General features: G+C 71.0%; 22 protein-coding genes. 18 read left to right on the top strand and 4 right to left on the bottom strand.

The genetic code is table 11. From position 1 onward, the window contains the following. The first annotated feature begins 11 nt into the window (after window positions 1-11). The 5 genes from ABIQ69_RS09135 (at window position 12) to leuA (ending at window position 6,112) form a co-directional block, all read left to right on the top strand. Window positions 12-1,202: a histidine kinase gene (locus ABIQ69_RS09135; RefSeq protein ID WP_350346811.1), complete on the top strand. Its 1,191-nt coding sequence runs from the start codon at window positions 12-14 to the stop codon at window positions 1,200-1,202. Beyond that, window positions 1,199-1,864 (top strand): response regulator transcription factor, encoded by a 666-nt coding sequence (locus tag ABIQ69_RS09130; protein WP_350346810.1) that lies wholly within the window; start codon window positions 1,199-1,201, stop codon window positions 1,862-1,864. The genes ABIQ69_RS09135 and ABIQ69_RS09130 overlap by 4 nt, the downstream gene beginning before the upstream one ends. An 82-nt stretch (window positions 1,865-1,946) precedes the next feature. Then, window positions 1,947-2,708, top strand: a complete 762-nt coding sequence (locus ABIQ69_RS09125; RefSeq protein WP_350346809.1) for an ABC transporter ATP-binding protein — start codon at window positions 1,947-1,949, stop codon at window positions 2,706-2,708. Further along, window positions 2,708-4,105, top strand: a complete 1,398-nt coding sequence (locus tag ABIQ69_RS09120; RefSeq protein WP_350346808.1) for an FtsX-like permease family protein — start codon at window positions 2,708-2,710, stop codon at window positions 4,103-4,105. The genes ABIQ69_RS09125 and ABIQ69_RS09120 overlap by 1 nt, the downstream gene beginning before the upstream one ends. A 231-nt stretch (window positions 4,106-4,336) precedes the next feature. Then, window positions 4,337-6,112 carry a 2-isopropylmalate synthase gene (gene leuA, locus ABIQ69_RS09115; RefSeq protein WP_350346807.1) on the top strand — a complete coding sequence of 592 codons (1,776 nt, stop codon included), beginning with the start codon at window positions 4,337-4,339 and terminating at the stop codon, window positions 6,110-6,112. Window positions 6,113-6,131: 19 nt separating this feature from the next. On the opposite strand, the gene ABIQ69_RS09110 is transcribed toward leuA, so the two are convergent. Next, complete coding sequence (locus ABIQ69_RS09110; RefSeq protein ID WP_350346806.1) at window positions 6,132-6,818, bottom strand: TRIC cation channel family protein; 687 nt, start codon at window positions 6,816-6,818, stop codon at window positions 6,132-6,134. An 81-nt stretch (window positions 6,819-6,899) separates the two neighbouring features. Here ABIQ69_RS09110 and recO point away from each other — a divergent pair, with 81 nt between their 5' ends. The 4 genes from recO to ABIQ69_RS09090 are packed head-to-tail and all read left to right on the top strand — an operon-like array spanning window position 6,900 to window position 9,437. After that, window positions 6,900-7,721: a DNA repair protein RecO gene (gene recO, locus ABIQ69_RS09105; RefSeq protein WP_350346805.1), complete on the top strand. Its 822-nt coding sequence runs from the start codon at window positions 6,900-6,902 to the stop codon at window positions 7,719-7,721. Further along, window positions 7,718-8,536: an isoprenyl transferase gene (locus tag ABIQ69_RS09100; RefSeq protein ID WP_350346804.1), complete on the top strand. Its 819-nt coding sequence runs from the start codon at window positions 7,718-7,720 to the stop codon at window positions 8,534-8,536. Before recO ends, ABIQ69_RS09100 begins: the two co-directional genes overlap by 4 nt. A 29-nt stretch (window positions 8,537-8,565) precedes the next feature. Beyond that, the gene (locus ABIQ69_RS09095; protein WP_350346803.1) at window positions 8,566-9,231 is read left to right on the top strand and encodes a DsbA family oxidoreductase; all 666 of its coding nucleotides are present in this window, start codon (window positions 8,566-8,568) and stop codon (window positions 9,229-9,231) included. After that, window positions 9,228-9,437, top strand: a complete 210-nt coding sequence (locus ABIQ69_RS09090; RefSeq protein WP_350346802.1) for a hypothetical protein — start codon at window positions 9,228-9,230, stop codon at window positions 9,435-9,437. Before ABIQ69_RS09095 ends, ABIQ69_RS09090 begins: the two co-directional genes overlap by 4 nt. On the opposite strand, the gene ABIQ69_RS09085 is transcribed toward ABIQ69_RS09090, so the two are convergent. Both ABIQ69_RS09085 and ABIQ69_RS09080 read right to left on the bottom strand, forming a co-directional pair. Beyond that, the gene (locus ABIQ69_RS09085; RefSeq protein ID WP_350346801.1) at window positions 9,413-10,318 is read right to left on the bottom strand and encodes a serine hydrolase; all 906 of its coding nucleotides are present in this window, start codon (window positions 10,316-10,318) and stop codon (window positions 9,413-9,415) included. The genes ABIQ69_RS09090 and ABIQ69_RS09085 overlap by 25 nt on opposite strands. After that, a complete protein-coding gene (locus tag ABIQ69_RS09080) occupies window positions 10,308-11,228 on the bottom strand; it encodes a LysR family transcriptional regulator (protein WP_350346800.1) in 921 nt (306 codons plus the stop codon). Before ABIQ69_RS09080 ends, ABIQ69_RS09085 begins: the two co-directional genes overlap by 11 nt. Window positions 11,229-11,301: 73 nt before the next feature. On the opposite strand from ABIQ69_RS09080, the gene bla reads away from it, so the two are divergent. Beyond that, the gene (bla, locus tag ABIQ69_RS09075) at window positions 11,302-12,258 is read left to right on the top strand and encodes a class A beta-lactamase (RefSeq protein WP_350346799.1); all 957 of its coding nucleotides are present in this window, start codon (window positions 11,302-11,304) and stop codon (window positions 12,256-12,258) included. Here bla and ABIQ69_RS09070 read toward each other — a convergent pair. Next, a complete protein-coding gene (locus tag ABIQ69_RS09070) occupies window positions 12,242-12,724 on the bottom strand; it encodes a YbaK/EbsC family protein (protein ID WP_350346798.1) in 483 nt (160 codons plus the stop codon). The two genes, bla and ABIQ69_RS09070, sit on opposite strands and share 17 nt — an antisense overlap. Window positions 12,725-12,811: 87 nt before the next feature. On the opposite strand from ABIQ69_RS09070, the gene dusB reads away from it, so the two are divergent. The 8 genes from dusB (at window position 12,812) to ABIQ69_RS09030 (ending at window position 23,846) form a co-directional block, all read left to right on the top strand. Beyond that, a complete protein-coding gene (dusB, locus tag ABIQ69_RS09065; protein WP_350346797.1) occupies window positions 12,812-13,990 on the top strand; it encodes a tRNA dihydrouridine synthase DusB in 1,179 nt (392 codons plus the stop codon). A 4-nt stretch (window positions 13,991-13,994) separates the two neighbouring features. Then, on the top strand, window positions 13,995-15,254 hold the full coding sequence (locus tag ABIQ69_RS09060) for a deoxyguanosinetriphosphate triphosphohydrolase (RefSeq protein ID WP_350346796.1): 1,260 nt from the start codon (window positions 13,995-13,997) through the stop codon (window positions 15,252-15,254). Window positions 15,255-15,315: 61 nt separating this feature from the next. Next, the gene (gene dnaG, locus ABIQ69_RS09055) at window positions 15,316-17,232 is read left to right on the top strand and encodes a DNA primase (protein WP_350346795.1); all 1,917 of its coding nucleotides are present in this window, start codon (window positions 15,316-15,318) and stop codon (window positions 17,230-17,232) included. A gap of 177 nt (window positions 17,233-17,409) precedes the next feature. Continuing rightward, window positions 17,410-19,044, top strand: a complete 1,635-nt coding sequence (locus ABIQ69_RS09050; protein WP_350346794.1) for an ABC transporter substrate-binding protein — start codon at window positions 17,410-17,412, stop codon at window positions 19,042-19,044. Window positions 19,045-19,130: 86 nt separating this feature from the next. Then, window positions 19,131-20,222, top strand: a complete 1,092-nt coding sequence (locus ABIQ69_RS09045) for an ABC transporter permease (protein WP_350346793.1) — start codon at window positions 19,131-19,133, stop codon at window positions 20,220-20,222. Then, window positions 20,222-21,292 carry an ABC transporter permease gene (locus ABIQ69_RS09040; RefSeq protein WP_350346792.1) on the top strand — a complete coding sequence of 357 codons (1,071 nt, stop codon included), beginning with the start codon at window positions 20,222-20,224 and terminating at the stop codon, window positions 21,290-21,292. The genes ABIQ69_RS09045 and ABIQ69_RS09040 overlap by 1 nt, the downstream gene beginning before the upstream one ends. Further along, the gene (locus ABIQ69_RS09035) at window positions 21,289-22,989 is read left to right on the top strand and encodes an ABC transporter ATP-binding protein (RefSeq protein WP_350346791.1); all 1,701 of its coding nucleotides are present in this window, start codon (window positions 21,289-21,291) and stop codon (window positions 22,987-22,989) included. The genes ABIQ69_RS09040 and ABIQ69_RS09035 overlap by 4 nt, the downstream gene beginning before the upstream one ends. Beyond that, complete coding sequence (locus tag ABIQ69_RS09030; RefSeq protein ID WP_350346790.1) at window positions 22,989-23,846, top strand: ABC transporter ATP-binding protein; 858 nt, start codon at window positions 22,989-22,991, stop codon at window positions 23,844-23,846. Before ABIQ69_RS09035 ends, ABIQ69_RS09030 begins: the two co-directional genes overlap by 1 nt. Window positions 23,847-23,918 lie beyond the last annotated feature (72 nt).

Raw genomic sequence — 23,918 nt, 5'->3', positions numbered from 1 at the left:
ACGGTGGTTCGGTGAGCACCACCTTGAGCCGCGGGCGACTGACGACCGATATCGTCCTCGCCATCCTGTTCGGGCTGGTGTGTCTGCCGTTCGCGCTGCTCGGCACGCCCGTCGACCTCGTCGCCCTCGCGCTGTTCACGGCGGCGCTCGCGGTGCGCCGGCTGAGTCCGGCGTGGTCGCTGGGCATCGCGTGGGCGGCCGCGATCGCCCAGATGGCCGCCCTCCGCGACCTGCAGCTCTACGACGCGGCCGTGCTGGGCGTGCTCTATTCGACCGCGGCGCACGGCGGTCGGCTGGTGAAGTGGCTGGGGCTCGCCTCAGCGGGCGTGGGCGCATTGGTGGCCTCGCTCTACCTGGCGCTCGCGAAACCGCTGTTCGACAGCGGGTCGCCGATCACATCGCAGCCGGGGCTTGCGGGGGTGCTGTTCGGGTTGCTGTTCCTGTTCATCTCCTCGGTCGCGGTGCTCGTGCTGGCGTGGACTGCGGGACTGCTCGTGCGGGCGGTCCGCGACTCGCGCGAGATCCGTCGCCGCGAGGAGGTGGCGACGCGTGAGCGCGAGCTCGCGGAGTACCGCTACGTCGTCGAGCAGGAGCGCAACCGCATCGCCCGCGACATGCACGACGTCGTGGCGCACTCGCTGGCCGTCGTGATCGCGCAGGCCGACGGCGCGCGGTTCGCCGCGGCCGCGAAGCCGGAGACGGCCGTGGAGGCGCTCGGCACGATCGCGGGTGTGGCGCGGGGCGCCCTGGGGGATGTGCGGCTGCTGCTCGCGGAACTCCGACACGCCGAGGGCGGGGCGCCGCAGCCCGTGCTCGACGACCTCGACGAGCTGCTCGGCCAGCTGCGCGCCGCGGGCCTCGATGTTCGGTTCGCCGAGGCGGGTGATCGGGTCGCACTCGGCACCGGACATCAGATCGCCGTCTACCGGATCGTGCAGGAGGGCCTGACGAACGCGCTCCGTCACGGCGACACCGCGCAGCCCGTCACCGTCGAGCTGGGCTGGAGCGAGGCGGGCGTCCGCGTCGAGATCGTGAACGCCGTGCGAGCGGATGCCTCGCCCGAGGCATCCGGCTTCCGCCACGGCATCCCCGGCATGCGCGAACGCGCGCAGCTCACCGGCGGCACGCTGACCGCCGACGTCGACGGCGACGGACGCTTCCGTCTCGTCGCCTGGATCCCCGCCACCGGAAGGACCGCATGACCCGCATCCGCGTCGCCCTCGTCGACGATCAGGCGCTGTTCCGCGCCGGCGTCCGCATGCTCATCGAGTCGCAGCCCGACCTCGAGTTCGCCGGTGAGGCGGGCGACGGCATGCAGGCCGTCGCGCTCGTCGAGCGCGCCAGGCCCGACGTGGTGCTGATGGACGTGCGGATGCCGCTCCTCGACGGCATCCAGGCGACCGAGCGCATCCTCGCCGAGGCCGACCGGGCCGGTCGCACGCCCCCGCGCGTGCTCGTGCTCACGACGTTCGATCTCGACGAGAACGCGGCCCGTGCGATCCGTGCCGGGGCGAGCGGGTTCGTGCTGAAGGACGCCGATCCCGGCTTCCTCCTCGCGGCGATCCGCACGGTCCACCAGGGCAACGCCGTCATCGCGGCGACGGCGACGCGCGAGCTCTTCGCCCATGTCGGGCGGGGCAGCGGCCGGCGCCCGGCGCCGGCGGCCTGGTCGGAGCTCACCGCACGCGAGCGGGAGATCTTCGCCCTCGCGGCGAAGGGCCTGTCGAATTCGGAGATCGCGGCGTCGGAGTTCCTCAGCGAGGCGACGGTGAAGACGCACGTGAGCCGCATCCTCGCCAAGCTCGGCCTGCGCGACCGGGTGCAGCTCGTCGTGTTCGCATACGAGCACGAGCTGCCGGGCTGACGCGACGTCATCCTCCGGGATGACGGCAGACCCTTCCGCCGCCGGATGCCCCGCCCCCGCGGCCGTCCGTAGCGTCGGAGGCATGCAGATCCAACCCTCCGACCTCGGTCTCATCGCCCGCGTCGCCACCCTCGGGAAGCGCTACGGCTCGGGCTCCGGCGCGGTCACCGCGCTCGACGACGTCTCCCTCGGCCTCCGCCGCGGCGAGTTCACCGCGATCATGGGGCCCTCGGGCTCGGGCAAGTCGACCCTCATGCACATCATGGCGGGGCTCGACTCGCCGACCTCGGGCCGGGTGTGGCTCGGCGACACCGACATCACCGAGCTCTCCGACAGCGCCCTGACCGTGCTCCGCCGTCGACGCATCGGCTTCATCTTCCAGTCGTTCAACCTCGTGCCGACGCTCGACGTGCGGGGCAACGTGCTGCTGCCGTTCGAGCTCGACGGCCGACGGCCGAGCCTCGAGGAGCAGGTCTGGATCGACGAGCTCATCGACACCCTCGGACTGCGTGCGCGCATGGATCACCGGCCGCACGAGCTGTCGGGCGGTCAGCAGCAGCGCGTCGCGATCGCCCGGGCGCTCGCGACGCGGCCCGACCTCGTCTTCGCCGACGAGCCGACCGGCAACCTCGACTCGCGCACCGGGCGCGAGGTGCTGGGGCTGCTCGCGTCGGCGAGCGCGACGTCGGGCCAGTCGATCGCGATGGTGACCCACGACCCCGTGGCCGCGAGCTACGCCGACCGCATCCTCTTCCTCGCCGACGGGCGGATCGTGCGCGACGCCGCGCGGTCGACGCCGGAGGAGATCTCGTCGTTCATGCTCTCGATGGAACGGGCCGCGTGATGCAGACTCGGCTGAAGGACCAGCTACCGACGCTCCTCGTCGCCGTGCTGGCGGGCACATTCGGCGTGACGCTGCTGCACGTGACGGGCCTGCTGGCCGCCGCGATCAGCGCCGACGATGTGACCGGGGAGAGCGACACCGTCGCGCTCATGCTGGGCATCGTCGCCGGCGTGTTCGTCGTGATCGCCGTGTACGTGAGTGCGATCGTCACGGCCAACACCGTGTCGACGGTCGTGGCCGGCCGCACGCGGCTCATCGCGCTGCTGCGGCTCATCGGGTCGAGTGCACGCGGTGAACGCGCGCGCATCGCCCGCGAGGGGCTGCTCGTCGGACTCATCGGCGCCGTCGCGGGCATGGTCCTCGGCACGGCGGCCGCATTCGGGCTGCAGCGGTACGCGGAGCTCACCGGTCTCATGCCCGAGACGTCGTACGACTACCTCAATCCGGCCGTGGTGCTGCCGGCCATCGCCGTCGTGCTCACGACCTGGCTGGCGTCGTGGGTCGGATCCCGGCGCGTGCTGCGCGTACGTCCGATCCAGGCGATCGGCAACTCGCACGAGCAGGACCGCGAGGAGCTCGGGAGTCGCCGGGGCCGCAACGCCACCGCGCTCGTGCTCGTCCTGGTCGGGGCGGCGTTGCTCGTCGCCGGGATCATCTGGGGCTTCGACGAGCCCTACGGCGTCCTCGTCGCGATGGTGGGAGGCATCCTCTCGTTCACCGGCATCGTGCTGGCCGCGCAGGTGGTCATGCCGCCCGTGCTCCGGCTCGTGGGGCGGCTGCTCGGCCCGTCGCCTGCGGCGCGGCTCGCGGCGGAGAACGCCGTGCGCCACCCCGAGCGGAGCTCGCGGATGACGATCGGGCTCGTGATCGGCGTCACGCTCGTGACCACGTTCGCCGTCACGATGCAGTCGTACCGGGAGCTGCTGCTCGCTGCCCAGGAGGTGCAGCCGGAGGTCTACGCCGGCATCGACGAGATGCTGAACGTCACGGTCGCGGTCTTCAGCGTGCTCATCGGGTTCAGCGCGCTCATCGCCGCGATCGGCATGGTGAACACGCTGTCGCTCAGCGTGCTGCAGCGCACGCGGGAGCTCGGGCTGCTGCGCGCCCTCGGGTTCGACCGCCGCCAGCTGCGGGGCATGATCGTCGCCGAGGCGGCCGCCCTGACCGTCGCCGCCACCCTCACGGGCATCGTGCTCGGCTTCGTGTACGGCTGGGCTGGCGCGCAGGCGCTGCTCGGCGGAGCGCAGGGGGAGCCCGCCATCGTGCTGCCCGGCATCCCGTGGGTCATGTTCGGCGTGCTCGCCGTCGCGGCGGGCGTCCTCACCCTGGTCGCGTCGATCGCGCCGGCGCGCCGGGCGATGCGCGTGGCCCCGGTCGTGGCCCTCGCGGCCGACTGAGCCCCGCCTCGGGCGCGGGGAGCCGCCCGGAGCGGAATCGGATGAGCGGATGCCTCGCGGGGAGGCATCCGCTCATCGTCCGTTCCGGGACCGCCGGTGACGGTGCTAGCCTTGGCGTGTGCGTCACGGCCTGCTTCTCCTTAGCTGCCGCAGCGAGTCCTAGATCTGAAGGCCTCACTCGCTGCGGAGTTCGTCGTCGGCTGAAACCGAACCAAGCGAGAAGAGCGAGTCATGCAGAACACCCAGAAGCCGTCGGCCATGCCGGTGCACCGGTACCGCCCGTTCCATGAGCAGATCCGGGTGGAGCTTCCCGATCGCACGTGGCCGTCCAAGCGCATCACCACCGCACCGCGCTGGTGCGCGGTCGACCTGCGCGACGGCAACCAGGCGCTCATCGACCCGATGAGCCCCGAACGCAAGCGCATCATGTTCGACCTGCTCGTGCGCATGGGCTACAAGGAGATCGAGGTCGGCTTCCCGAGCGCGAGCCAGACCGACTTCGATTTCGTGCGCAGCCTCATCGAGGAGGGCGCCATCCCCGACGACGTCACCATCCAGGTGCTGACGCAGGCGCGCGACCACCTGATCGAGCGTACGTACGAGTCCATCCGCGGGGCGAAGCAGGCGATCGTCCACCTGTACAACTCGACGAGCGTGCTGCAGCGCGAGGTCGTGTTCCGCACCGATCGTCAGGGCATCATCGACATCGCGCTCCACGGCGCGCGGAAGTGCCGCGAGATGGAGGCGACCGTCCCCGGCACCACCGTCTACTACGAGTACTCGCCCGAGAGCTACACGGGCACCGAGCTCGAATTCGCCGTCGACGTCTGCAACCAGGTGCTCGAGGTCTTCGAGCCGACGCCCGAGCGCAAGGTCATCATCAACCTGCCGGCCACGGTCGAGATGACCACGCCGAACGTCTACGCCGACTCCATCGAGTGGATGAGCCGGCACCTGAACCACCGCGAGAACGTCATCCTCTCCCTGCACCCGCACAACGACCGCGGCACCGCCGTCGCGGCGGCCGAGCTCGGCTACCTCGCCGGCGCGGACCGCATCGAGGGATGCCTCTTCGGCAACGGCGAGCGCACCGGCAACGTCGACCTGGTGGCCCTCGGCATCAACCTGTTCACGCAGGGCATCGACCCGCAGATCGACTTCTCCGACATCGACGAGATCAAGCGCACCGCCGAGTACTGCAACCAGCTGCCGGTGCCCGAGCGCAGCCCCTGGGCGGGCGACCTCGTCTACACGGCATTCTCGGGTTCTCACCAGGACGCCATCAAGAAGGGCTTCGAGGCGATGGAGGCCCGTGCCGCCGCTGAGGGCGTGGCCGTCGACGACCTCGAGTGGGCCGTGCCGTACCTGCCGGTCGACCCGAAAGACCTCGGTCGCAGCTACGAGGCCGTGATCCGGGTCAACTCGCAGTCGGGCAAGGGCGGCGTCGCGTACCTGCTGAAGAACGACCACAAGCTCGACCTGCCGCGCCGGCTGCAGATCGAGTTCTCGGGTGTGGTGCAGGCCAAGACCGACGCCGAGGGCGGCGAGGTCACGAGCGAGGAGATCTGGTCGATCTTCACCGACGAGTATCTCCCCGCACCGGAGCACCGCCCCGACGACAAGTGGGGCCGGTTCGAGCTGCTCAGCCTCCGCACCGAGAGCGAGCTCACGGGAGAGGTGCGCGTGCGCGCCGGCCTCCGCGACGGCGACGAGCGCGTCGACGCCGACGGCATCGGCAACGGGCCGATCGCGGCCTTCCTCGGCATCCTCGCCGCGGAGGGCGTCGACGTCCGCGTGCTCGACTACAGCGAGCACGCCCTGTCGGCCGGCGGTGACGCGCAAGCCGCGGCGTACGTCGAGTGCCAGGTCGGCGGCCGAACGCTCTGGGGCGTCGGCGTGGACGCCGACATCTCGACGGCGTCGCTGAAGGCGGTCGTCTCGGCCGTCAACCGGGCGCTGAAGCACGCGGAGGCGGAGAGCCCGGCCGAGGCGCTCAGCGCGGTCTGAGCCACGTCGGGCGAACGGGTCAGCGACGGATGACCGGCATCATGCCGGTCTCCGTCGCGACCTTCCGCCGGTAGAGCATGCGCTGCTCGGGCAGCGACACGTCGAAGATCACGGCGAGCCACCGGATGACCGTCGTCACGGCGACGCCCACGATGCCGGCGATGAAGATCGGAACGTGGAACAGGTCGAGCAGCGCGAGGACGAGGCATCCCGCCGCCGCGGCGACCGCGTAGAGCGAGCCGACGTGCATGATCGAGACCGGCAGGCTCATCAGGACGTCGCGGAGCACGCCGCCGCCCACGGCGGCGCACACGCCGACGAACACGGCCGGCACGAGCGGCACGCCGACACTCAGCGCCTTGCTGGTGCCGAAGGCGCCGAACAGTCCGATGACGAGCGCGTCGAGGCCGACGATCACGGCGTTCAGGCGCTGCAAGGGCGCCGCGAGCAGCATGCCGAGGAGCGAGGCGGCGATCGCCGTGACGAGGTACCAATTGCTCTGCAGGCTCGCGGGCGGCAGCCCGAGCAGCAGGTCGCGGATCAGGCCGCCGCCGAGGCCGACGAGTGTGCCGATGATCGCCACGCCGAGGAAGTCGAGTCGGCGCTCACCGCGGAACCCCGACGCGAAGAGCGCGCCCTGGATGCCGCCGAGGCCGACGGCCGTGAGGTCGAGCCAGAGCGGGATGGTGAACTGCGCGGATTCCACGAACCCAGTGAAGCATGAACGGCCCGCGCGACATCCGCTCCTCCTGCCGCGGCGCTCCGGCGGGGGTGGGAGAATCGACGGGTGCCGGTCTACCGAGATGAAGCCGTCGTGCTCCGCACCCACAAGCTGGGCGAGGCCGACCGCATCGTCACGCTCCTCACCCGGCGTCACGGCAAGATCCGGGCGGTGGCGAAAGGCGTGCGGCGCACCGCCTCCAAGTTCGGGGCGCGGCTGGAGCCCTTCATGGTCGCCGACCTGCAGCTGTACGAGGGGCGCACGCTCGACGTGATCACGCAGGCCGAGTCGCTCGGCTCCTACGGCGCCGAGATCTCCCAGGACTACGCCGCCTACACCGCCGCGAACGCGATGGTGGAGACCGCCGACCGCGTCACCGAGGCGGAGGGGTCGCTGCAGCAGTACCTCCTGCTGGTCGGCGCGCTGCGCTCGCTCGCCCGGCGCGAGCACGGGCCGGTGCTCACGCTCGACTCGTACCTGTTGCGCGCGCTCGCCCTCGCCGGCTGGGCGCCGAGCTTCCAGGACTGCGCCAGGTGCGGGCGCGCGGGTGACCACACCGCCGTCGTCGTGCAGCTCGGCGGGGTGGTGTGCAACGAGTGCGCACCGCCCGGCGCGCCCCGCATCGCGCCGTCGACCATCGGCCTGCTGGGCTCGCTCCTCGCGGGCGACTGGGCGCACGCCGAGGCGGCAGGCGATCGCGACCGCAACCAGGCGAGCGGCATCATCGCCGCGTACACCCAGTGGCACCTCGAACGAGGGCTCCGTTCGCTCCCGCATGTGACGCGGGATGCCGCGCGCCCGCCCGAGGCGGCGCCCGCCGTCGTTCCCGCCCCCGACTCCGCCCCCGACTCCGCCACCGACCCGACGAGAGAACCCGCGCCGCAGTGAGCCCCAAGCCGTACACCCACAAAGACGCCGTGCCCTACCGCCCGATCGACTGGACGGGCCTCTACCCGCCGGAACTGCCGAAGGGCGCGGTGCCCGAGCACGTCGCGATCGTCATGGACGGCAACGGGCGATGGGCGAACCGCCGGGGTCTCACCCGCATCGAGGGGCACAAGGCGGGGGAGGCGGCGCTGCTCGACGTCGTCGCGGGTGCGATCCAGATCGGCGTGAAGCACGTCTCGGTGTATGCGTTCTCGACGGAGAACTGGAAGCGCAGCCCCGACGAGGTCCGATTCCTCATGGGATACAACCGCGACGTCCTGCACCGCCGCCGCGACCAGCTCAACGAGTGGGGGGTGCGCATCCGGTGGGCCGGCCGGAAGCCGCGGCTCTGGAAGTCGGTGATCGAGGAACTGCAGTTCGCCGAACGCCTGACCGCGGGCAACGACACGCTCACGCTCACGATGTGCGTCAACTACGGCGGCCGGAACGAGCTCACCGACGCCGTCCGTTCGATCGCCGACGACGTGGCGGCCGGCCGGTTGCGGCCCTCGGCGGTCTCGGAGAAGCTCATCTCGAAGCGCCTCTACGTGCCCGAGCTGCCCGACGTCGACCTGTTCGTGCGCAGCTCTGGGGAGCAGCGCACGTCGAACTTCCTGCTCTGGCAGTCGGCGTACGCCGAGATGGTCTTCCTCGACACCCTCTGGCCCGATTTCTCGCGCGTCGACCTGTGGCGCGCGATCGAGCTGTACGCGAGCCGCAACCGGCGGTTCGGCGGAGCCGTCGACGCGCCGTCGGCGGAGACGCCCCCGGAATAGCGCGCCGCCGGGCCGTGTTGTCCAGTGCCGTGACTTCCCCCATCAAGATCGACATCTGGTCCGACGTCGCGTGCCCGTGGTGCTACATCGGCAAGCGCCACCTCGAGGGCGGCATCGCCGCGCTCGGCGAAGATGCGCCCGACATCGAGATCGAGTACCACTCGTTCGAGCTCGCACCCGACACGCCCGTCGACTTCGAGGGCACCGAGGTTGACTTCCTCGCCAAGCACAAGGGTCTGCGCGAGGAGCGGGTGCAGCAGATGCTCGAGCACGTCACCGGCGTCGCAGCGAACGCCGGCCTCGACTACGACTACGACGCGCTGCAGCACACGAAGACGCTGAAGGCGCACGAGCTGCTGCACTTCGCGAAGGAGCAGGGCCGGCAGCTCGAGCTGTCCGAGCGGCTGTTCCGCGCCTACTTCACCGAGGGCCGCCACGTCGGCCGCATCGACGAGCTGGTGGAGCTCGCCGCCGAGGTCGGGCTCGATGCCGACGCCGCCCGCGACGCGCTCGAGTCCGGCCGCTTCGCCGGCGCCGTGCAGGCGGACATCGCCCAGGCCGGCGCCTACGGCATCAACGGCGTGCCGTTCTTCGTCTTCGAGGGCAAGTACGGCGTCTCCGGCGCACAGCCGGTCGAGGTCTTCAGTCAGGTCATCTCACAGGTGGCGGGCGAGCGCGACGGGGCCGCCGCGTGAGCGGCTACGACGCCTCGACCGGCGATGCGGTGATCGAGATGGCGGTGACGGATGCCCCGGCCGAGGCATCCTCGTCGCCGTTCACCCTGCTGACGGGCGCCGCCGACTCGATGATCTGCGAGGGCGACGTCTGCTACGTCCCCGGCGCGGTCGGCGGCGAAACCGCCGCGGAGGATCACGCTCAGGACGCGGTCGCGCGCACCTGATCGTGCAGCAGTCGGGCGACGTGCCCGAGAGCCTGTTCGGCGGCCGGCTGCACGCGAGCCGGCACGTTCGAGCGGCTGAGGACGACGACCGCGATCGAGGTGCCGTCCGAGTGGCCGACGACGCCGGCCTCGTGGCGAAGATGCAGGAACGTGCCGGTCTTCGAGAACCATGCCGCCTCATCCGACTCGAGGTCGGGAGCGAGCCGGTGGCGCAGAAGATTGGCGCCGAGCAGCGCCCGGAGGCGGTCTCGTTCCTCCGCGAGCCGGTCGTCGGTCCAGATCAGCTCGAGCAGGTCGGCCAGGCCGCGGGCGGTGCCGGCGTTCGCGCTCGTCACGTCGAGTTGCGGGATCAGGTGTCCGCCGCCGGTCGTGGCGGCCGCGATCGCGAGGCTCAGCGCCTGCGGGCGTTCGGCCGGTGAGAGCACGCTGGCGAGCGTGCGGTGCAGCTCGGCGATCGTGTGGCGCACCGTGATGGTGGAGATGCCGAGCTGCCGCAGCGATGCGGTGACCAGGTCGGGCGGGCAGAGGGCGAACAGTGCGTCGGCGGCGGTGTCGTCGCTGACGGCGAGAGCGAGGTAGAGCAGATCCTCGACCGCGACGACGGCGGAATGCTGGAAGCGGGAGATGCCGGTGGGGCCGGGCGTCCGGGTATCCGGGCGGAGTTCGACGGGCCGGGCGAGGTCGAGTCTCCCAGCCGTCGCGGAGCGCAGGACCGTCAGCGCCAGCGGGAGCTTGACGACGGACGCGAGCGGATACGGCACGTCGGCGTCCAGAGCGAGTTCCCGACCCGATCGGAGGTCGCGCACCAGGATCGAGGCGTCGAGACCGGCCTCGGCGAGGTGCTCCCGGGCGGTCCGGAGGACGACTCGGTCAGCGCGCATCGATCGAGGATACCGAGCCGTCTCCGAACAGTGCGGCGAGGACGGCGCGCCCGGCTGCCGTGAACCGGGCCGCGAGGTCGGGGTCACGGTGCGTCACCGCGTACCCGCGGCGAAGATGGAGATCGCCGAGCGGCCGCCACTCGAGGCCCAGGGCTCCTGCCTCGTCGGGGGTGCACAGCACGAGGTCGTCATGGATCATGGCCCGCGCCGCCGCCCATACCAGCGCGTCGGCCACTCTGACGAGTCCAGGCGTCAGCCCTGCCGCGTTTCGAGCGCGTTCGACGCGATCGCGCACGTGCGGGACGTCGTCCTCGGGTTGGATCCACAGGACGCGGCGGTCGCCGCCGCCACGCCGTGGCCGGAGTTCGGAGAGGAACAAGGTCGGAGGCGACGCTCCGGGATCGTGCGGCTGGGGTGACGGGATGCCGGCGACGCCGAGCGGACGGGACCAGGCGGCCCGATCCGGCTCGACGTGCTGCAGGGCGAGCCGGACGCGCCCGTCGGCGACCCAAGCGTCACGTTCGCGCGGTGAGGACTCGACGAGCTGCGCCGTCATCGCACCGGCGACGGCGGCGGACAGACGGGCCCCGAGTGCCGGGTCGAGGTGCCTCGGCACCGCGATCGGCACCGGCGCACGGCGCGCGTCGTCGACCTCGTCTACGAGATCGTCGGCCGCGGCGACGAGCCGCTGGGCGGCAGGGAGGATCCGCCGGCCGAACTCGGTGAGCGCAACCTGGCGTGACGACCGATCGAACAGCCGGCCGCCGACGTGAGCCTCCAGGGCGGCGACGCGACGGCTCGCGACCGACTGGGTGATGCCCGCCCCGAGGGCCCCCGCAGTGAAACTCTCCCGTTCGGCGACCGCGACGAAGGCGGTACAGGCGGCGATCAGATCGAACCCGCGCGCCATGGATGCGATTCTCGCATGAATACTCGCATTTCCGGCTTTGCCGACATGAACGCTCGCTGGCGACACTGCCGCTATGACCGCATCGATCCGATCCACCGCCCTCAGCCGTCGCTCCGCCCTCACGCTCGGCGGCCTCACCGCCGTCGGCGCCGCGCTCGCGCCGGTCGCCGCGTCCGCCGCGCCCGTCGGTACGGCCCGGCGCGGCCCCGGCTGGCGCGACCACGCAACCCTCGCCCAGTCGCTCGCAGCACTCGAGCGCGAGGCATCCGTCACCATCGGCGTCATGGCCGTGACGTACGGGGACCGTCGCAGCTTCTCGTACCGGGCGGGGGATCTGTTCCCCATGTGCTCGCTGTTCAAGGTGCTCGCCGCCGCCGCGCTCGTCCGCGATCGCGGTTACGACGAGACGTACTGGAGCACCCCGATCGCGTTCTCCGAGTCCGATATCGTGCGCGACTCGCCCATCCTCAGTGACCCGGAACGGCCCCGCGAGGCGACTCCGGAGCAGCTCGCGGACGCGGCGATCCGGTTCAGCGATAACACCGCAGGCAACCTGCTGCTGCGGGAGCTCGGCGGCCCGTCGGCGATCACGGCGTTCGCCGCGTTGCTCGGTGCGACGCGAACGCGTCTGGACCGCTGGGAGCCCGAGCTGAACGAGGCCATCCCTGGCGACCACCGCGATACGACGACGCCCGGGGACATCGCCAGGCTGTACCAGGCGCTCCTCCTCGATGACGCGGCCGGCGTCCTCGCGTCGTCGCGACTGCGCGAATGGATGCTCCGCTGTGCCACCTCCGGTGCCCGCATGCGAGCCGGGCTCGTCGGTCCGTACGAGCTCGCGGACAAGACCGGCGGCGGCGACTACGGCGTGGTGAACGACGCCGGCGTGCTGTGGCAGCCGGGGGCCGACCCGCTCACGCTGGTCGTCCTCACGCGCACCGATCGGTCGGAGGCGGTCCGCAACGACGAGGTGATCGCCCGCGTGACCCGGCTCGTGGTGGAGTCGCGGCCGGCTACTCCGGCTCGCTGAGGTCGGCCACCGTCGCGTCGAACGCGGCGATGAGGGCATCGGCGTCGACGAAGAGGCTGCGGCCGTGCTCGCCGGCGCCCATCGACACCCGTCGGCCCACGATCGTCTCGTCGACGTAGACGGGCCACGGGGTGGTCGAGCCGAGCGGGGTGATGGTGCCCCGTTCGTACCCCGTCGCCGCGAGCGCGAGCGACGCGTCGGGCAGCTGCAGCTTGTTGACGCCGACGAGGGCGCGCAGCTTCGGCCAGCTGATCTTGCGCCCGCCGGGGACGAGTGCGAACAGGTAGGTGTCGTCGCTGCGCTTGACCACGAGTGACTTCACGATGTCGCCGGGGGAGATGCCGAGCAGCTCTGCCGCCTCCTCGAGGCTGCGGGCCGCCGGGCGTTCGATGATCTCGACGTCGAGACCTCTCGCCGCGGCATCCGCCCGCACTCGCTCCGAACCGGTGAGCGTGTCGTCGGTCATCTCGTCCTCCCAAGGTGCGCGTCTTCGGCATCCTATGCGCGCCCGCCGGGTCGGCGGCCGGCCGGGCGCCGAAGTCTGGGAGAATCGATGGCGATGTCGATTCCCACCACCACCGCCAGCGGCCCGCTCACCATCGGCGGCCTCGAGCTCGACGTGCCCGTCGTGCTCGCGCCGATGGCGGGCATCACGAACACGGCCTTCCGACGGCTCTGCCGCGAGTTCGGCGCCGGGCTGTACGTGAGCGAGATGATCACGAGCCGTGCGCTCGTCGAGCGCACGCCCGAGTCGATGCGGCTCATCACGCACCACGAGTCCGAGACGCCCCGGTCCATCCAGCTGTACGGGGTCGATCCGAAGACCGTGGCCGAGGCCGTGACGATGCTCGTCGCCGAAGACCGCGCCGACCACATCGATCTGAACTTCGGATGCCCCGTCCCGAAGGTCACCCGCAAAGGCGGCGGCGCCGCGCTGCCGTGGAAGCGCGGGCTGTTCCGCGACATCGTGGAGGGCGCCGTGCGTGCGGCGGGTGACATCCCGCTCACCATCAAGATGCGCAAGGGCATCGACCCCGACCACCTCACCTACCTCGAGGCCGGACGCATCGCGGAAGGCGCCGGGGTGTCCGCCATCGCCCTGCACGCCCGCACCGCGTCCGAGTTCTACTCGGGTCATGCCGACTGGTCCGCCATCGCGCGGCTGAAGGAGACCGTCACGGGAGTCCCCGTGCTCGGCAACGGCGACATCTGGTCCGCCGACGACGCCCTGCGCATGGTCGCCGAGACCGGCTGCGACGGCGTGGTCGTGGGCCGCGGATGCCTCGGCCGCCCCTGGCTCTTCGGCGACCTCGCCGCCGGCTTCCGGGGAGAGCTGGCCGACGGCCGGGCGACGACGTACCAGCCGACGCTCGGGCAAGTGGCGCAGACCTTCCGCCGCCACGCGGAGCTGCTCGCCGAGTTCTTCGACAGCGAGGAGCGCGGGTGCCGCGACATCCGCAAGCACGTCGCCTGGTACTTCAAGGGCTACCCGGTGGGCGGCGAACTGCGCGCCCGGCTCGCGACGGTCGAATCGCTCGAGCAGCTCGACGAGCTGCTTGCGACCCTCGACTGGTCGACGCCGTACCCGGGTGAGGGGGCGGAAGGGCCCCGCGGTCGGGCAGGCACGCCGAAGAACCCGGCGCTGCCCGACGGGTGGCTCGACTCGCAGGAGCTCGCCGGCCACGACCGCGTGACGCTCGTCGACGCCGAACTCGACACGAGCGGCGGCTGACCGGGTGCGCGATCGACGACTGTTCGGCGGCTACGACGACGCCGACACGGAACGCTGGCTGCCCGAAGAGCACTCCTCGAGGCGAAGCGATTTCGCACGGGATCGCGCACGCCTGCTGCACTCGAGCGCGTTGCGCCGGCTCGCCGCCAAGACGCAGGTGCTGAGCCCCACGGCCGGGCTCGACTTCGCCCGCAACCGGCTGACCCACTCGCTCGAGGTCGCGCAGATCGGCCGCGAGCTCGCGACGAACCTCGCCCTCGACCCCGACGTCGTCGACACCGCGTGCCTCGCCCACGACCTCGGCCACCCGCCGTTCGGGCACAACGGCGAGAAGGCGCTGAACGCCTGGGCCTCCGACATCGGCGGGTTCGAGGGCAACGCGCAGACCCTCCGGATCCTCACGCGCCTCGAGCCGAAGGTCTTCGGCGACGACGGGCGCAGCTACGGCCTGAACCTCACGAGGGCGAGCCTCGATGCGAGCTGCAAGTACCCGTGGCCCGAGGCCCAGGGCGTCGCCGACCCGTCAGGCCGGCAGAAGTTCGGGTTCTACGCCGACGACGTCGCCGCGTTCGAGTGGCTGCGCGCTGGGGCGCCCGCGGGGCGTCTCTGCATCGAGGCGCAGGTGATGGACCTCTCCGACGACATCGCCTACTCCGTGCACGACTTCGAAGACGCGATCTTCAACGGCTACATCGACGTCGCCGCACTCGGCCAACGCGTCGACCACGACGAGCTGGTCGCGTCGATGTCGGAGTGGATCGGCGGAGCCATCCCGCGAGACGAGCTCATGGCGGCGTTCGACCGGCTCGACTCGCTCGATGTCTGGCTCGAGGGCTTCGACGGCAGCCGCCGCGACCAGGCCCGGCTGAAGGACCTCACGAGCCAGCTCATCGGACGCTTCGCCCACGCGGCGACCGAGGCGACGCGTGCGGCGTTCCCACTTGCAAGCCTCATCCGCTTCGATGCCGACGTCGTCGTGCCGCGATGGGTGCAGGCCGAGATCGCCGTGCTGAAGGGCATCGTCGCGACGTTCGTGATGTCCCGCAACACCCGCCAGCCGATCTACGCCCAGCAGCGGCGCATCCTCACCGCCCTCGCCGACGTGCTGCTCGAGACCGGCGACGCCAACCTCGATCCGGGCTTCGCCGACGACTGGCGCGCCGCCGCCGACGACGCGGCGCGCAAGCGGGTCGTCGTCGACCAGGTGCAGAGCCTCACCGACCAGTCGGCGCTCGCCTGGTACGAGCGGCTCGTGCAGCGGTGAGCGGGTCCCTCGGCCGGCGGCGACGGGCCGACGGCGGTCCGTTCCGGCCTAGGATGTGAGCATGGCGGGCCGCATTCGACAGAGCGATGTCGAAGAGGTGAAAGCCCGCACGAACATCGCCGACATCGTGGGCGAGCACGTCACGCTGAAGTCTGCGGGCGTCGGCTCGCTGAAGGGCCTCTGCCCCTTCCACGACGAGCGGAGCCCCAGCTTCCACGTACGACCGCAGCTCGGGTACTACCACTGCTTCGGCTGCGGCGAGTCGGGTGACGTGTACACGTTCCTGCAGAAGATGGACCACGTCAGTTTCAGCGAGGCCGTCGAACGGCTCGCCGGCAGGCTCGGCATCGAACTGCACTACGAAGACGGCGGCGGGCCCGCGAACGATCACGGCAACCGCGCGCGACTGCTCGCCGCCAACGCCGCGGCGGCCGAGTTCTTCGTCGAGCAGCTGACCACGCCCGAGGCCGAGGTCGGCCGGCGCTTCCTCGGCGAGCGCGGGTTCGATGCCGAGGCGGCGAGGCGCTTCGGCGTCGGCTTCGCCCCGAAGAGTTGGGACCGCCTCACCGACCATCTGAAGGGCCGCGGCTACTCAGCAGAGGAGCTCGCCGCGGCGGGGCTCGTGTCGCAGGGCGACCGCGGCGTGTACGACCGCTTCCGAGGTCGACTCGTCTGGCCGATCCGGGATGTCACGGGCCAGACGGTCGGGTTCGGCGCGCGGCGACTCCTCGACGACGACAACGGGCCGAAGTACCTGAACACCCCCGAGACGGCCGTGTACCGCAAGGCGCAGGTCCTCTACGGGCTCGACCTCGCCAAGCGCGACATTTCACGCGAGCACCGGGTCGTCGTGGTCGAGGGCTACACCGACGTCATGGCCTGCCACCTCGCGGGCGTCACGACCGCGATCGCGACCTGCGGCACGGCGTTCGGCGTCGAACACATCCGGGTGCTCCGGCGCGTGCTCGGCGACGACGGCGGGGGAGAGGTGATCTTCACCTTCGACGGCGACGCCGCGGGCCAGCAGGCCGCCATGCGCGCCTTCGCCGACGAGCAGCGGTTCACGGCGCAGACCTACGTCGCGGTCGCGCCCGACGGGCTCGACCCGTGCGACCTCCGCCTCGCCAAGGGCGACCACGCCGTGCGCGCACTGGTCGAGCAGAAGACGCCGATGTTCGAGTTCGTCATCCGGCACACGGTCTCGCGGTTCGACCTCGAGTCCGTCGAAGGCCGGGTGGGGGCGCTCCGCGCCGCAGCGCCCGTCGTCGCGGAGATCCGCGACCGGTCGCTCCGTCCCGGATACACCCGCGAGCTCGCCCGGATGCTCGGCATGGAACTCGGCGAGGTCGAGCGCGCCGTGCGCGGCGCGGCCGCCCGGGGCGACGGTCGTGGTGGCGAGGGCCGCGGCGACGCTCGCGGCGGCGACGGGCGCCGGGGCGAGGCATCCGCCCGGCCCGCCGACGGCCGGTCGCAGGCCGATGCGCAGGCGGATGCCCCGCCTCGCCCGTTCTCGATCGCGGAGCTGCCCGGCGACCCGTCGACCCGGCTCGAGCGGGACGCCCTCCAGGCGATGCTCCAGTTCCCCGACGCGGCGGGGCTCGACCTCATCCGCCACGCGACCGACAGCCGGTTCGGCAACGAGACGCTCGCGGTGGTCCGCGACGGCATCGCCTCGGTCGTCGCGACCGACGGCGCGCTCCGGGTGGACCGGGTCGTCGCCGAGGTGCCCGCGCCGTACGCGGGAGTGGTGCAGCAGCTCGCGGTGGCCCCGGTCCCGCAGCGCAGCGAGGCGGAGACCACCGTCTACGTCCGCGGCGTGGTGACCTCGCTCGTCGACCGGGAGCTGCTGCGGCAGAAGCGGGAGCTGCTCGGACGCCTTCAGCGCACCGACCCCTCCGACCGAGAGACGTTCGCCGCCATCCAGCGGGCCCTCGTCGACCTCGAGCGCGAGCGTCGCAGCCTCACGTCGGCGGACTGAGCGTGCCTCGGCCGGTTTCGCGCAGTCCGTGCGGGCAACGTTGCAGATCGGTAAACATTCCCGCGTCCGGAGGCCGCTCCGAGCACGATTCCGTGCGCCTGTGCTAGGTCTGGAGGATACGACTCGCGCGCGGCGTCCCTCCGCGCGCATCGTCCTGACAGGAAGAGGTAGACGGATATGGCATCCGCATCCACACGACGTCGTCGCGGTCTGATCGCGATGGCGGGCGTCTCGGTGGCCGCCCTCACCCTCGCCGGCTGCTCGGCCGGCGACGACGGTGGCGACGGCGGTTCGGGCGACTCGCTCACCATCGGCACCACCGAGCAGATCACGGCGCTCGACCCCGCGGGCTCGTACGACAACGGCTCCTTCGCCGTCATGAACCAGGTGTACCCGTTCCTCCTGAACACGCCGTACGGCAGCCCCGACGTCGAGCCCGACATCGCGGAGTCCGCCGAGTTCACCTCTGAGAACCAGTACACGGTGAAGCTCAAGGAGGGACTGAAGTTCGCGAACGGCAACGACCTCACCTCGTCCGATGTGAAGTTCACGTTCGACCGTCAGCTCGCGATCGCCGACGAGAACGGCCCATCGTCGCTGCTCTACAACCTCGAGTCGATCGACACCCCCGACGAGACGACCGTGGTCTTCAACCTCATCTCGCCGAACGACCAGATCTTCCCGCAGATCCTGTCGAGCCCGGTCGGCCCGATCGTCGACGAGGACGTCTTCTCGGCCGACTCGCTGACCTCCGACGACGACATCGTCGAGGGCCAGGCCTTCGCCGGCCAGTACACGATCTCGAGCTACAAGGTCAACGAGCTCGTGCAGTACAAGGCGAACCCCGACTACCAGGGCATCCTCGGCCCCGCCGAGACCGAGACGGTCAACGCCCGGTACTACACCGACGCATCGAACCTGAAGCTCGACGTCCAGGAGGGCAACATCGACGTCGCGCACCGCACGCTCAGCGCGACCGACATCGAAGACCTCCGCGGCAACGACAACGTGAAGGTGGTCGACGGCCCCGGCGGTGAGATCCGCTACATCGTGTTCAACTTCAACACGATGCCGTTCGGCGCCACGACGCCCGAGGCCGACCCGGCCAAGGCGCTCGCCGTGCGTCAGGCCATCGCGGACCTCATCGACCGCGACGCGCTGTCGGAGGACGTCTACAAGGGCACCTTCACGCCGCTGTACTCCTACGTGCCCGAGGGCCTCACGGGCGCCAACGAGGCGCTGAAGGAGCTCTACGGCGACGGCAACGGCGCCCCCGACGCCGACAAGGCGGCCGAGCGCCTCTCGGCGGCCGGCATCCAGACGCCGCTCGACATCTCGATCCAGTACGTCGCCGAGCGCTACGGCCCGTCGTCGTCCGACGAGTACGCGATCATCAAGGAGAACCTCGAGGAGTCGGGCCTGTTCACGGTCAACCTCCAGTCCACCGAGTGGGTGCAGTTCTCCGAGGACCGCGTCGCCGACCTGTACCCGGCGTACCAGCTGGGCTGGTTCCCCGACTACTCGGACGCCGACAACTACCTCACGCCGTTCTTCCTCACGGAGAACTTCCTCTCGAACCACTACGACAACCAGACGGTCAACGACAAGATCCTCGAGCAGGCCACCACGGCCGACCCCGCCGCGCGCGAAGCGCTCATCGGCGAGATCCAGGACCTCGTCGCGGCCGACCTGTCGACCATCCCGTACCTCCAGGGTGCGCAGGTCGCGGTCGTGGGCAAGGACGTGCAGGGTGCGGAGGACACGCTCGACGCGTCGTTCAAGTTCCGCTACGCGGCACTCTCCAAGGGCTGATCACTCCGACTAGAGTCGATCCAGCTCGACGACGGGGGCGACCCGCTACGGCGGGCCGCCCCCGTTCCATGCAACGTGAGGAACACATGACCGCAGTCGCAGAGGCGCCGCTGCCGGAGACCCCGGCTCCCGGCGCGCCCAAGCCCGAGTCCCAGGGCGGGGGGTTCGGACGGTATCTGCTCGTCCGGTTCCTGCTTATCTTCCCGACCATCCTGATCCTCGTCACGCTCGTCTTCTTCCTGATGCGTTTGACGGGCGACCCGATCACCGCCGCGCAGGGCGGACGCGCCTCCGCCGAGCAACTCGCCGAGATGCGGGCCGCGGCGGGCTACGACCGCCCGGTGATCGTGCAGTACCTCGAGTACCTCGGCCAGATCGCCGTCTTCGACTTCGGGTCGACGCTGACCACGAACCGTCCGGTGGTCGAGGTGCTCGCGACCTACGGCCCGGCGACGTTCGAGCTCGTGTTCTACTCGCTCATCGTCGCCTTCGCCGTCGGCATCCCGCTCGGCCTGCTCGCGGCGTATCACCGCGACAAGGCGCAGGACGCGATCTACCGCGTGCTCGCGATCCTCTGGTACGCGGTGCCGGTGTTCTTCGCCGGCCTGCTGCTGAAGCTCGTGTTCTCGGTCTGGCTGAAGTGGCTGCCGGTCGCCGGACGGGCCGACGTGGACTCCGAGATCGAGATGAGCATGCTGCCGTTCCGGACGGGGTTCTACACGATCGATGCGATCCGCACCGGCGATCCCCAGGTGATCGGCGATGTGCTCTCGCACGCCGTCCTTCCGGCGATCGCGCTCGGGCTGCTCACCGCGGGCATCTTCCTCCGCCTCGTGCGCACCAACGTGATCGGCACCCTGTCGACCGACTACGTCGACGCAGCCAGGTCGCGCGGCGTCGCCGAGTCGCGGCTGCTCAGGAAGCACGCGTACCGGCCCGCGCTCATCCCGATCATCACGGTCATCGGGCTGCAGATCGCACTGCTCCTCGCCGGAGCGGTGCTGACGGAGACCACGTTCGAGTGGCGGGGGCTCGGGTTCATGCTCGCCGAGTACCTCGAGAACCGCGACTTCGTCGCCGTTCAGGGCATCGTCGCGCTCCTCGCCGTCATCGTGGCACTCACCAACTTCATCGTCGACATCATCGCGGCGTTCATCGACCCGAGGGTGAGGTACTGATGTCCGCGGCATTCGTCAGCGCGCCGAAGCGGCGCCTCGTCGACCGGCTGCCGGTCGTGCATCAGCTGCGGCAGGGCGTCGGCCTCCAGCGCGGCATGCTCGTCGCGGGTCTCGTCATGGTGGGCGTCTTCCTCGTCACCGCCGCCCTCGCACCGCTCCTCGCCCCGTACGGGTTCGCGCAGCGCAGCGTCGACGGCGAGTCCTTCGGCACGCAGCAGCCGCCCTCGGCCGAGCACTGGTTCGGCACCACGGTGGGCGGCTACGACGTCCTCTCCCGCGTGGTCTGGGGCACCCAGACCTCGATCCTCGTGATCGTCGTCGCCGTGCTGCTGTCGATCTTCATCGGCGTCGCGCTCGGGCTCTATGCCGGATACTTCGGCGGCTGGCTCGACCGCACGCTCGTGGTGATCTGCGACGCGATCTACGCCTTCCCGTCGCTGCTGCTCGCCATCGTCATGGCGATCGTCATCTCGCAGGGCCAGTCGAGCCTCATCGGCGGCGTGCTGGCGGCGGCGATCTCGATCACCGTGATCTACATCCCGCAGTACTTCCGCGTGATCCGCGCGGAAACCGTGCGCATCAAGGCCGAGGCCTTCGTGGAATCGGCCAAGGTGCTCGGCGCCTCCAACTCGCGCATCGTCTTCAAGCACGTCTTCCGGAACGCCACGCGCACGCTGCCGCTCATCATCACGCTGAACTCGTCCGAGGCGATCCTCACCCTCACCGCGCTCGGCTTCCTCGGATTCGGCATCGAGCCGACCGCGGCCGCCGAGTGGGGCTACGACCTCTCGAAGGCGCAGTCCGACGTGACGAGCGGCATCTGGTGGACGGCGCTCTTCCCGGGGCTCGCGATCGTGTTCACCGTGCTCGGCATCACGCTCGTGGGCGAGAGCCTCAACGACCTCGCCGACCCGCGTCTGCGCGGGCGTCGGCGGGTCGCCCAGGCCGCCGGCCAGGTCGCCGAGACCTCGGTCGTGCCGGGCGGCGTGCTCAGCGCCGGCCCAGGCGGCGTCGAGGGCCTCGAGCCCGAGGAAACGTTCGACGAGCACGGAATCGAGGTCAAGCGATGAGCGCCACCGATCGCACCATCGTCAGCATCGAGCACCTCGGCGTGTCCTTCGCGACCGACGCCGGCGCGGTGAAGGCCGTCGACGACGTCTCCCTGCACGTCGAGCGCGGCGAAGTGCTCGCCATCGTCGGGGAGTCCGGCAGCGGCAAGACCGTGACGGCGAAGACCATCCTCGGTCTCCTGCCCGAGACGGCGACCGCGCAGGGCGCCGTCCTCCTCGCGAACCGTGAGGGCACCCGCCGGCACGACATCGTCTCGATCGACCAGAAGCGGCTCCGCGAGATCCGCGGCGTCGACGTGGCGATGGTGTTCCAGGAGCCGTCCACGGCGCTGAACCCCGTCTACACGGTCGGCTGGCAGATCATGGAGGGCCTCCGCGCGCACGCGGACCTCTCGAAGCAGGAGGCGAGGGCGAAGGCCATCGACATCATGCGACGCGTCGGCATCCCCGACGCCGAGCACCGCGTCGACCATTACCCGCACCAGTTCTCCGGCGGGCAGAAGCAGCGCATCGTCATCGCGATGGCGCTCGTCCTCGACCCCGGCCTCATCGTCGCCGATGAGCCGACGACCGCGCTCGACGTCACCGTGCAGGCCGAGATCCTCGACCTGCTCCGGCGATGCCGCGACGAGTTCGGCACCGCGATCGTGCTGATCACCCACAACATGGGCGTCGTCGCCGATCTCGCCGACCGCGTCGCGGTGATGTACCAGGGCAACGTCGTCGAGCAGGCGGACGTGCAGACCCTGTTCCAGGCTCCGCAGGCCGACTACACGAAGGCGCTGCTCGCGGCCGTGCCCTACGTGGGCCACGGCACCGTTCGCGCGGCCGAGCGCGCCGCGGCCAGGCCGGAGGGCTGGCTCGAGCAGACGCCCGTCGTCGAGGCGAAGGGCCTCGAGATCGAGTATCCGGGCCGCTTCGGCCGGGCCGGGTTCCGAGCCGTGCAGGGCGTCGACTTCGTCATCCGCCCGGGCGAGGTGCTGGGGCTGGTCGGCGAGTCGGGCTCGGGCAAGACCACCATCGGCCGCGCGATCGCCGGCCTCACCAAGGTCACCGGCGGCTCGCTGCAGGTGCTCGGGCACGAGATGAACGGCATCCGCGAGCGCGAGTTCCGGCCCGTCCGCAGCCGCATCGGGTTCGTCTTCCAAGACCCCGCGTCGAGCTTCAACCCGCTGCTCACCATCGCGGAATGCGTCGCGGAGCCGCTCGTGATCCACGGGCGGGCCGGGAGCGCCCGCGAGGCGCGGAAGCGCGTCGACGAGCTGCTGGAGGCCGTGCAGCTGCCGCGGTCGTACGGAGATCGGTACCCGCACGAGCTGTCGGGCGGGCAGCGCCAGCGCGCGAGCCTCGCGCGGGCGCTCGCGCTCGAGCCCGAGCTGCTGATCGCGGACGAGCCGACGTCGGCGCTCGACGTGTCGGTGCAGGCGCGGGTGCTCGAGCTGTTCGGCGAGCTGCAGCGCGAGTTCGGATTCGCGTCGCTGTTCATCAGCCACGACCTCGCCGTCGTGGACCTGCTGGTCGACCGGATCGCGGTGCTCTACCACGGCCGACTGGTCGAGGAGGGGACGAGCGTCGAGGTGCTCGGGTCGCCGCGCGACCCGTACACCCAGCGGCTGCTCGCGAGCCTCCCGGTGCCCGATCCGGTGGCCCAGGCCGAGCGGCGCGCGCAGCTCCGCGAGCTCCAGGAGGCCGGCTGATGTCGTCGCCGGCGCACGGCTTCCCGGTGGTGCTGAGCGACCTCTCGGTCGAGTACCCGGCCCACGGCGCCTCGGCGGCGCACGTCGCGCTCCGAGGGGTTCAGCTCCGCGTGGCACCCGGTGAGGTTCTGGGCCTGCTGGGCAGTGCCGGAAGCGGCAAGAGCACCCTCGCGAAAGTGCTGTCGGGCGTCTTCCTCGAACCGCGCGACGAGGAGGTGCGCCCGGTCATCACGGGCGGCGAGGCGCGCGTGCTCGGGCACCAGCTGCGACGGATGTCGAAGCGGCGCCTCGCCGAACATCGGTTCCACGTGGGGTACCTGCCGCAGGATGCCGCGAGCCGGCTCCCGGCCGATCGCACGGTCGCCGAGATCGTCGGCGAGCCGATCCTCGCCCGCGATCGCCACTTCGACCGCCGCCAGCTGGCATCCCGGGTCGCGAACCTCGTCGACGGAGTCCGGCTGCCGCTCAGCATGCTCGAGCGGTTCCCGTACGAGCTGAGCGGCGGGCAACGGCAACGGGTCGCGCTCGCGCGGTCGCTCGTGCTGGGGCCGTCGCTCCTCGTCGCCGACGAGCCCACGGCCGGCATCGACCTCACCGTCCGCGACGCCGTCGCGCAGCTGATCGGGGAGCTGCGCGACGGGCACCGGTTCTCCGCGGTCATCGTGTCGCACGACCTGCCGGTGCTCCGGAAGGTCGCCGACCGGATCGCCGTGCTCGACAAGGGTGCGCTGGTGGCGCTCGGCACGATCGACGAGGTGCTCGACGATCCGAGTCATCCGTACGTCAAGGCGCTCGCGGGCGCCCTCGACGACGGCCACGCGGTGATCGACGACGTGGAGACCGGGCCGCTCGCCTGACCACGCGGAGCGCTGCGCCGCCCCGGCCGACGCGAGCCTTGCTCGATTGGGAACCGCGAGCCGGGTTTGCTA

The sequence above is a fragment of the Agromyces sp. G08B096 genome (genome assembly GCF_040267705.1).
Classification (GTDB): Bacteria; Actinomycetota; Actinomycetes; order Actinomycetales; family Microbacteriaceae; genus Agromyces.
This window is presented reverse-complemented; position numbering and strand designations above follow the sequence as displayed.

What these genes read in the sequence shown, in the direction of transcription:
- ABIQ69_RS09050 (WP_350346794.1), top strand. Translation starts at nt 17,410, where the DNA reads ATGGCATCCGCATCCACACGACGTCGTCGCGGTCTGATCGCGATGGCG.
- ABIQ69_RS09120 (WP_350346808.1), top strand. Translation starts at nt 2,708, where the DNA reads ATGCAGACTCGGCTGAAGGACCAGCTACCGACGCTCCTCGTCGCCGTG.
- leuA (WP_350346807.1), top strand. Translation starts at nt 4,337, where the DNA reads ATGCAGAACACCCAGAAGCCGTCGGCCATGCCGGTGCACCGGTACCGC.
- bla (WP_350346799.1), top strand. Translation starts at nt 11,302, where the DNA reads ATGACCGCATCGATCCGATCCACCGCCCTCAGCCGTCGCTCCGCCCTC.
- ABIQ69_RS09085 (WP_350346801.1), bottom strand. Translation starts at nt 10,318, where the DNA reads ATGCGCGCTGACCGAGTCGTCCTCCGGACCGCCCGGGAGCACCTCGCC.
- ABIQ69_RS09080 (WP_350346800.1), bottom strand. Translation starts at nt 11,228, where the DNA reads ATGGCGCGCGGGTTCGATCTGATCGCCGCCTGTACCGCCTTCGTCGCG.
- ABIQ69_RS09035 (WP_350346791.1), top strand. Translation starts at nt 21,289, where the DNA reads ATGAGCGCCACCGATCGCACCATCGTCAGCATCGAGCACCTCGGCGTG.
- ABIQ69_RS09125 (WP_350346809.1), top strand. Translation starts at nt 1,947, where the DNA reads ATGCAGATCCAACCCTCCGACCTCGGTCTCATCGCCCGCGTCGCCACC.
- dnaG (WP_350346795.1), top strand. Translation starts at nt 15,316, where the DNA reads ATGGCGGGCCGCATTCGACAGAGCGATGTCGAAGAGGTGAAAGCCCGC.
- dusB (WP_350346797.1), top strand. Translation starts at nt 12,812, where the DNA reads ATGGCGATGTCGATTCCCACCACCACCGCCAGCGGCCCGCTCACCATC.
- ABIQ69_RS09040 (WP_350346792.1), top strand. Translation starts at nt 20,222, where the DNA reads ATGTCCGCGGCATTCGTCAGCGCGCCGAAGCGGCGCCTCGTCGACCGG.
- ABIQ69_RS09030 (WP_350346790.1), top strand. Translation starts at nt 22,989, where the DNA reads ATGTCGTCGCCGGCGCACGGCTTCCCGGTGGTGCTGAGCGACCTCTCG.
- ABIQ69_RS09045 (WP_350346793.1), top strand. Translation starts at nt 19,131, where the DNA reads ATGACCGCAGTCGCAGAGGCGCCGCTGCCGGAGACCCCGGCTCCCGGC.
- ABIQ69_RS09130 (WP_350346810.1), top strand. Translation starts at nt 1,199, where the DNA reads ATGACCCGCATCCGCGTCGCCCTCGTCGACGATCAGGCGCTGTTCCGC.
- ABIQ69_RS09070 (WP_350346798.1), bottom strand. Translation starts at nt 12,724, where the DNA reads ATGACCGACGACACGCTCACCGGTTCGGAGCGAGTGCGGGCGGATGCC.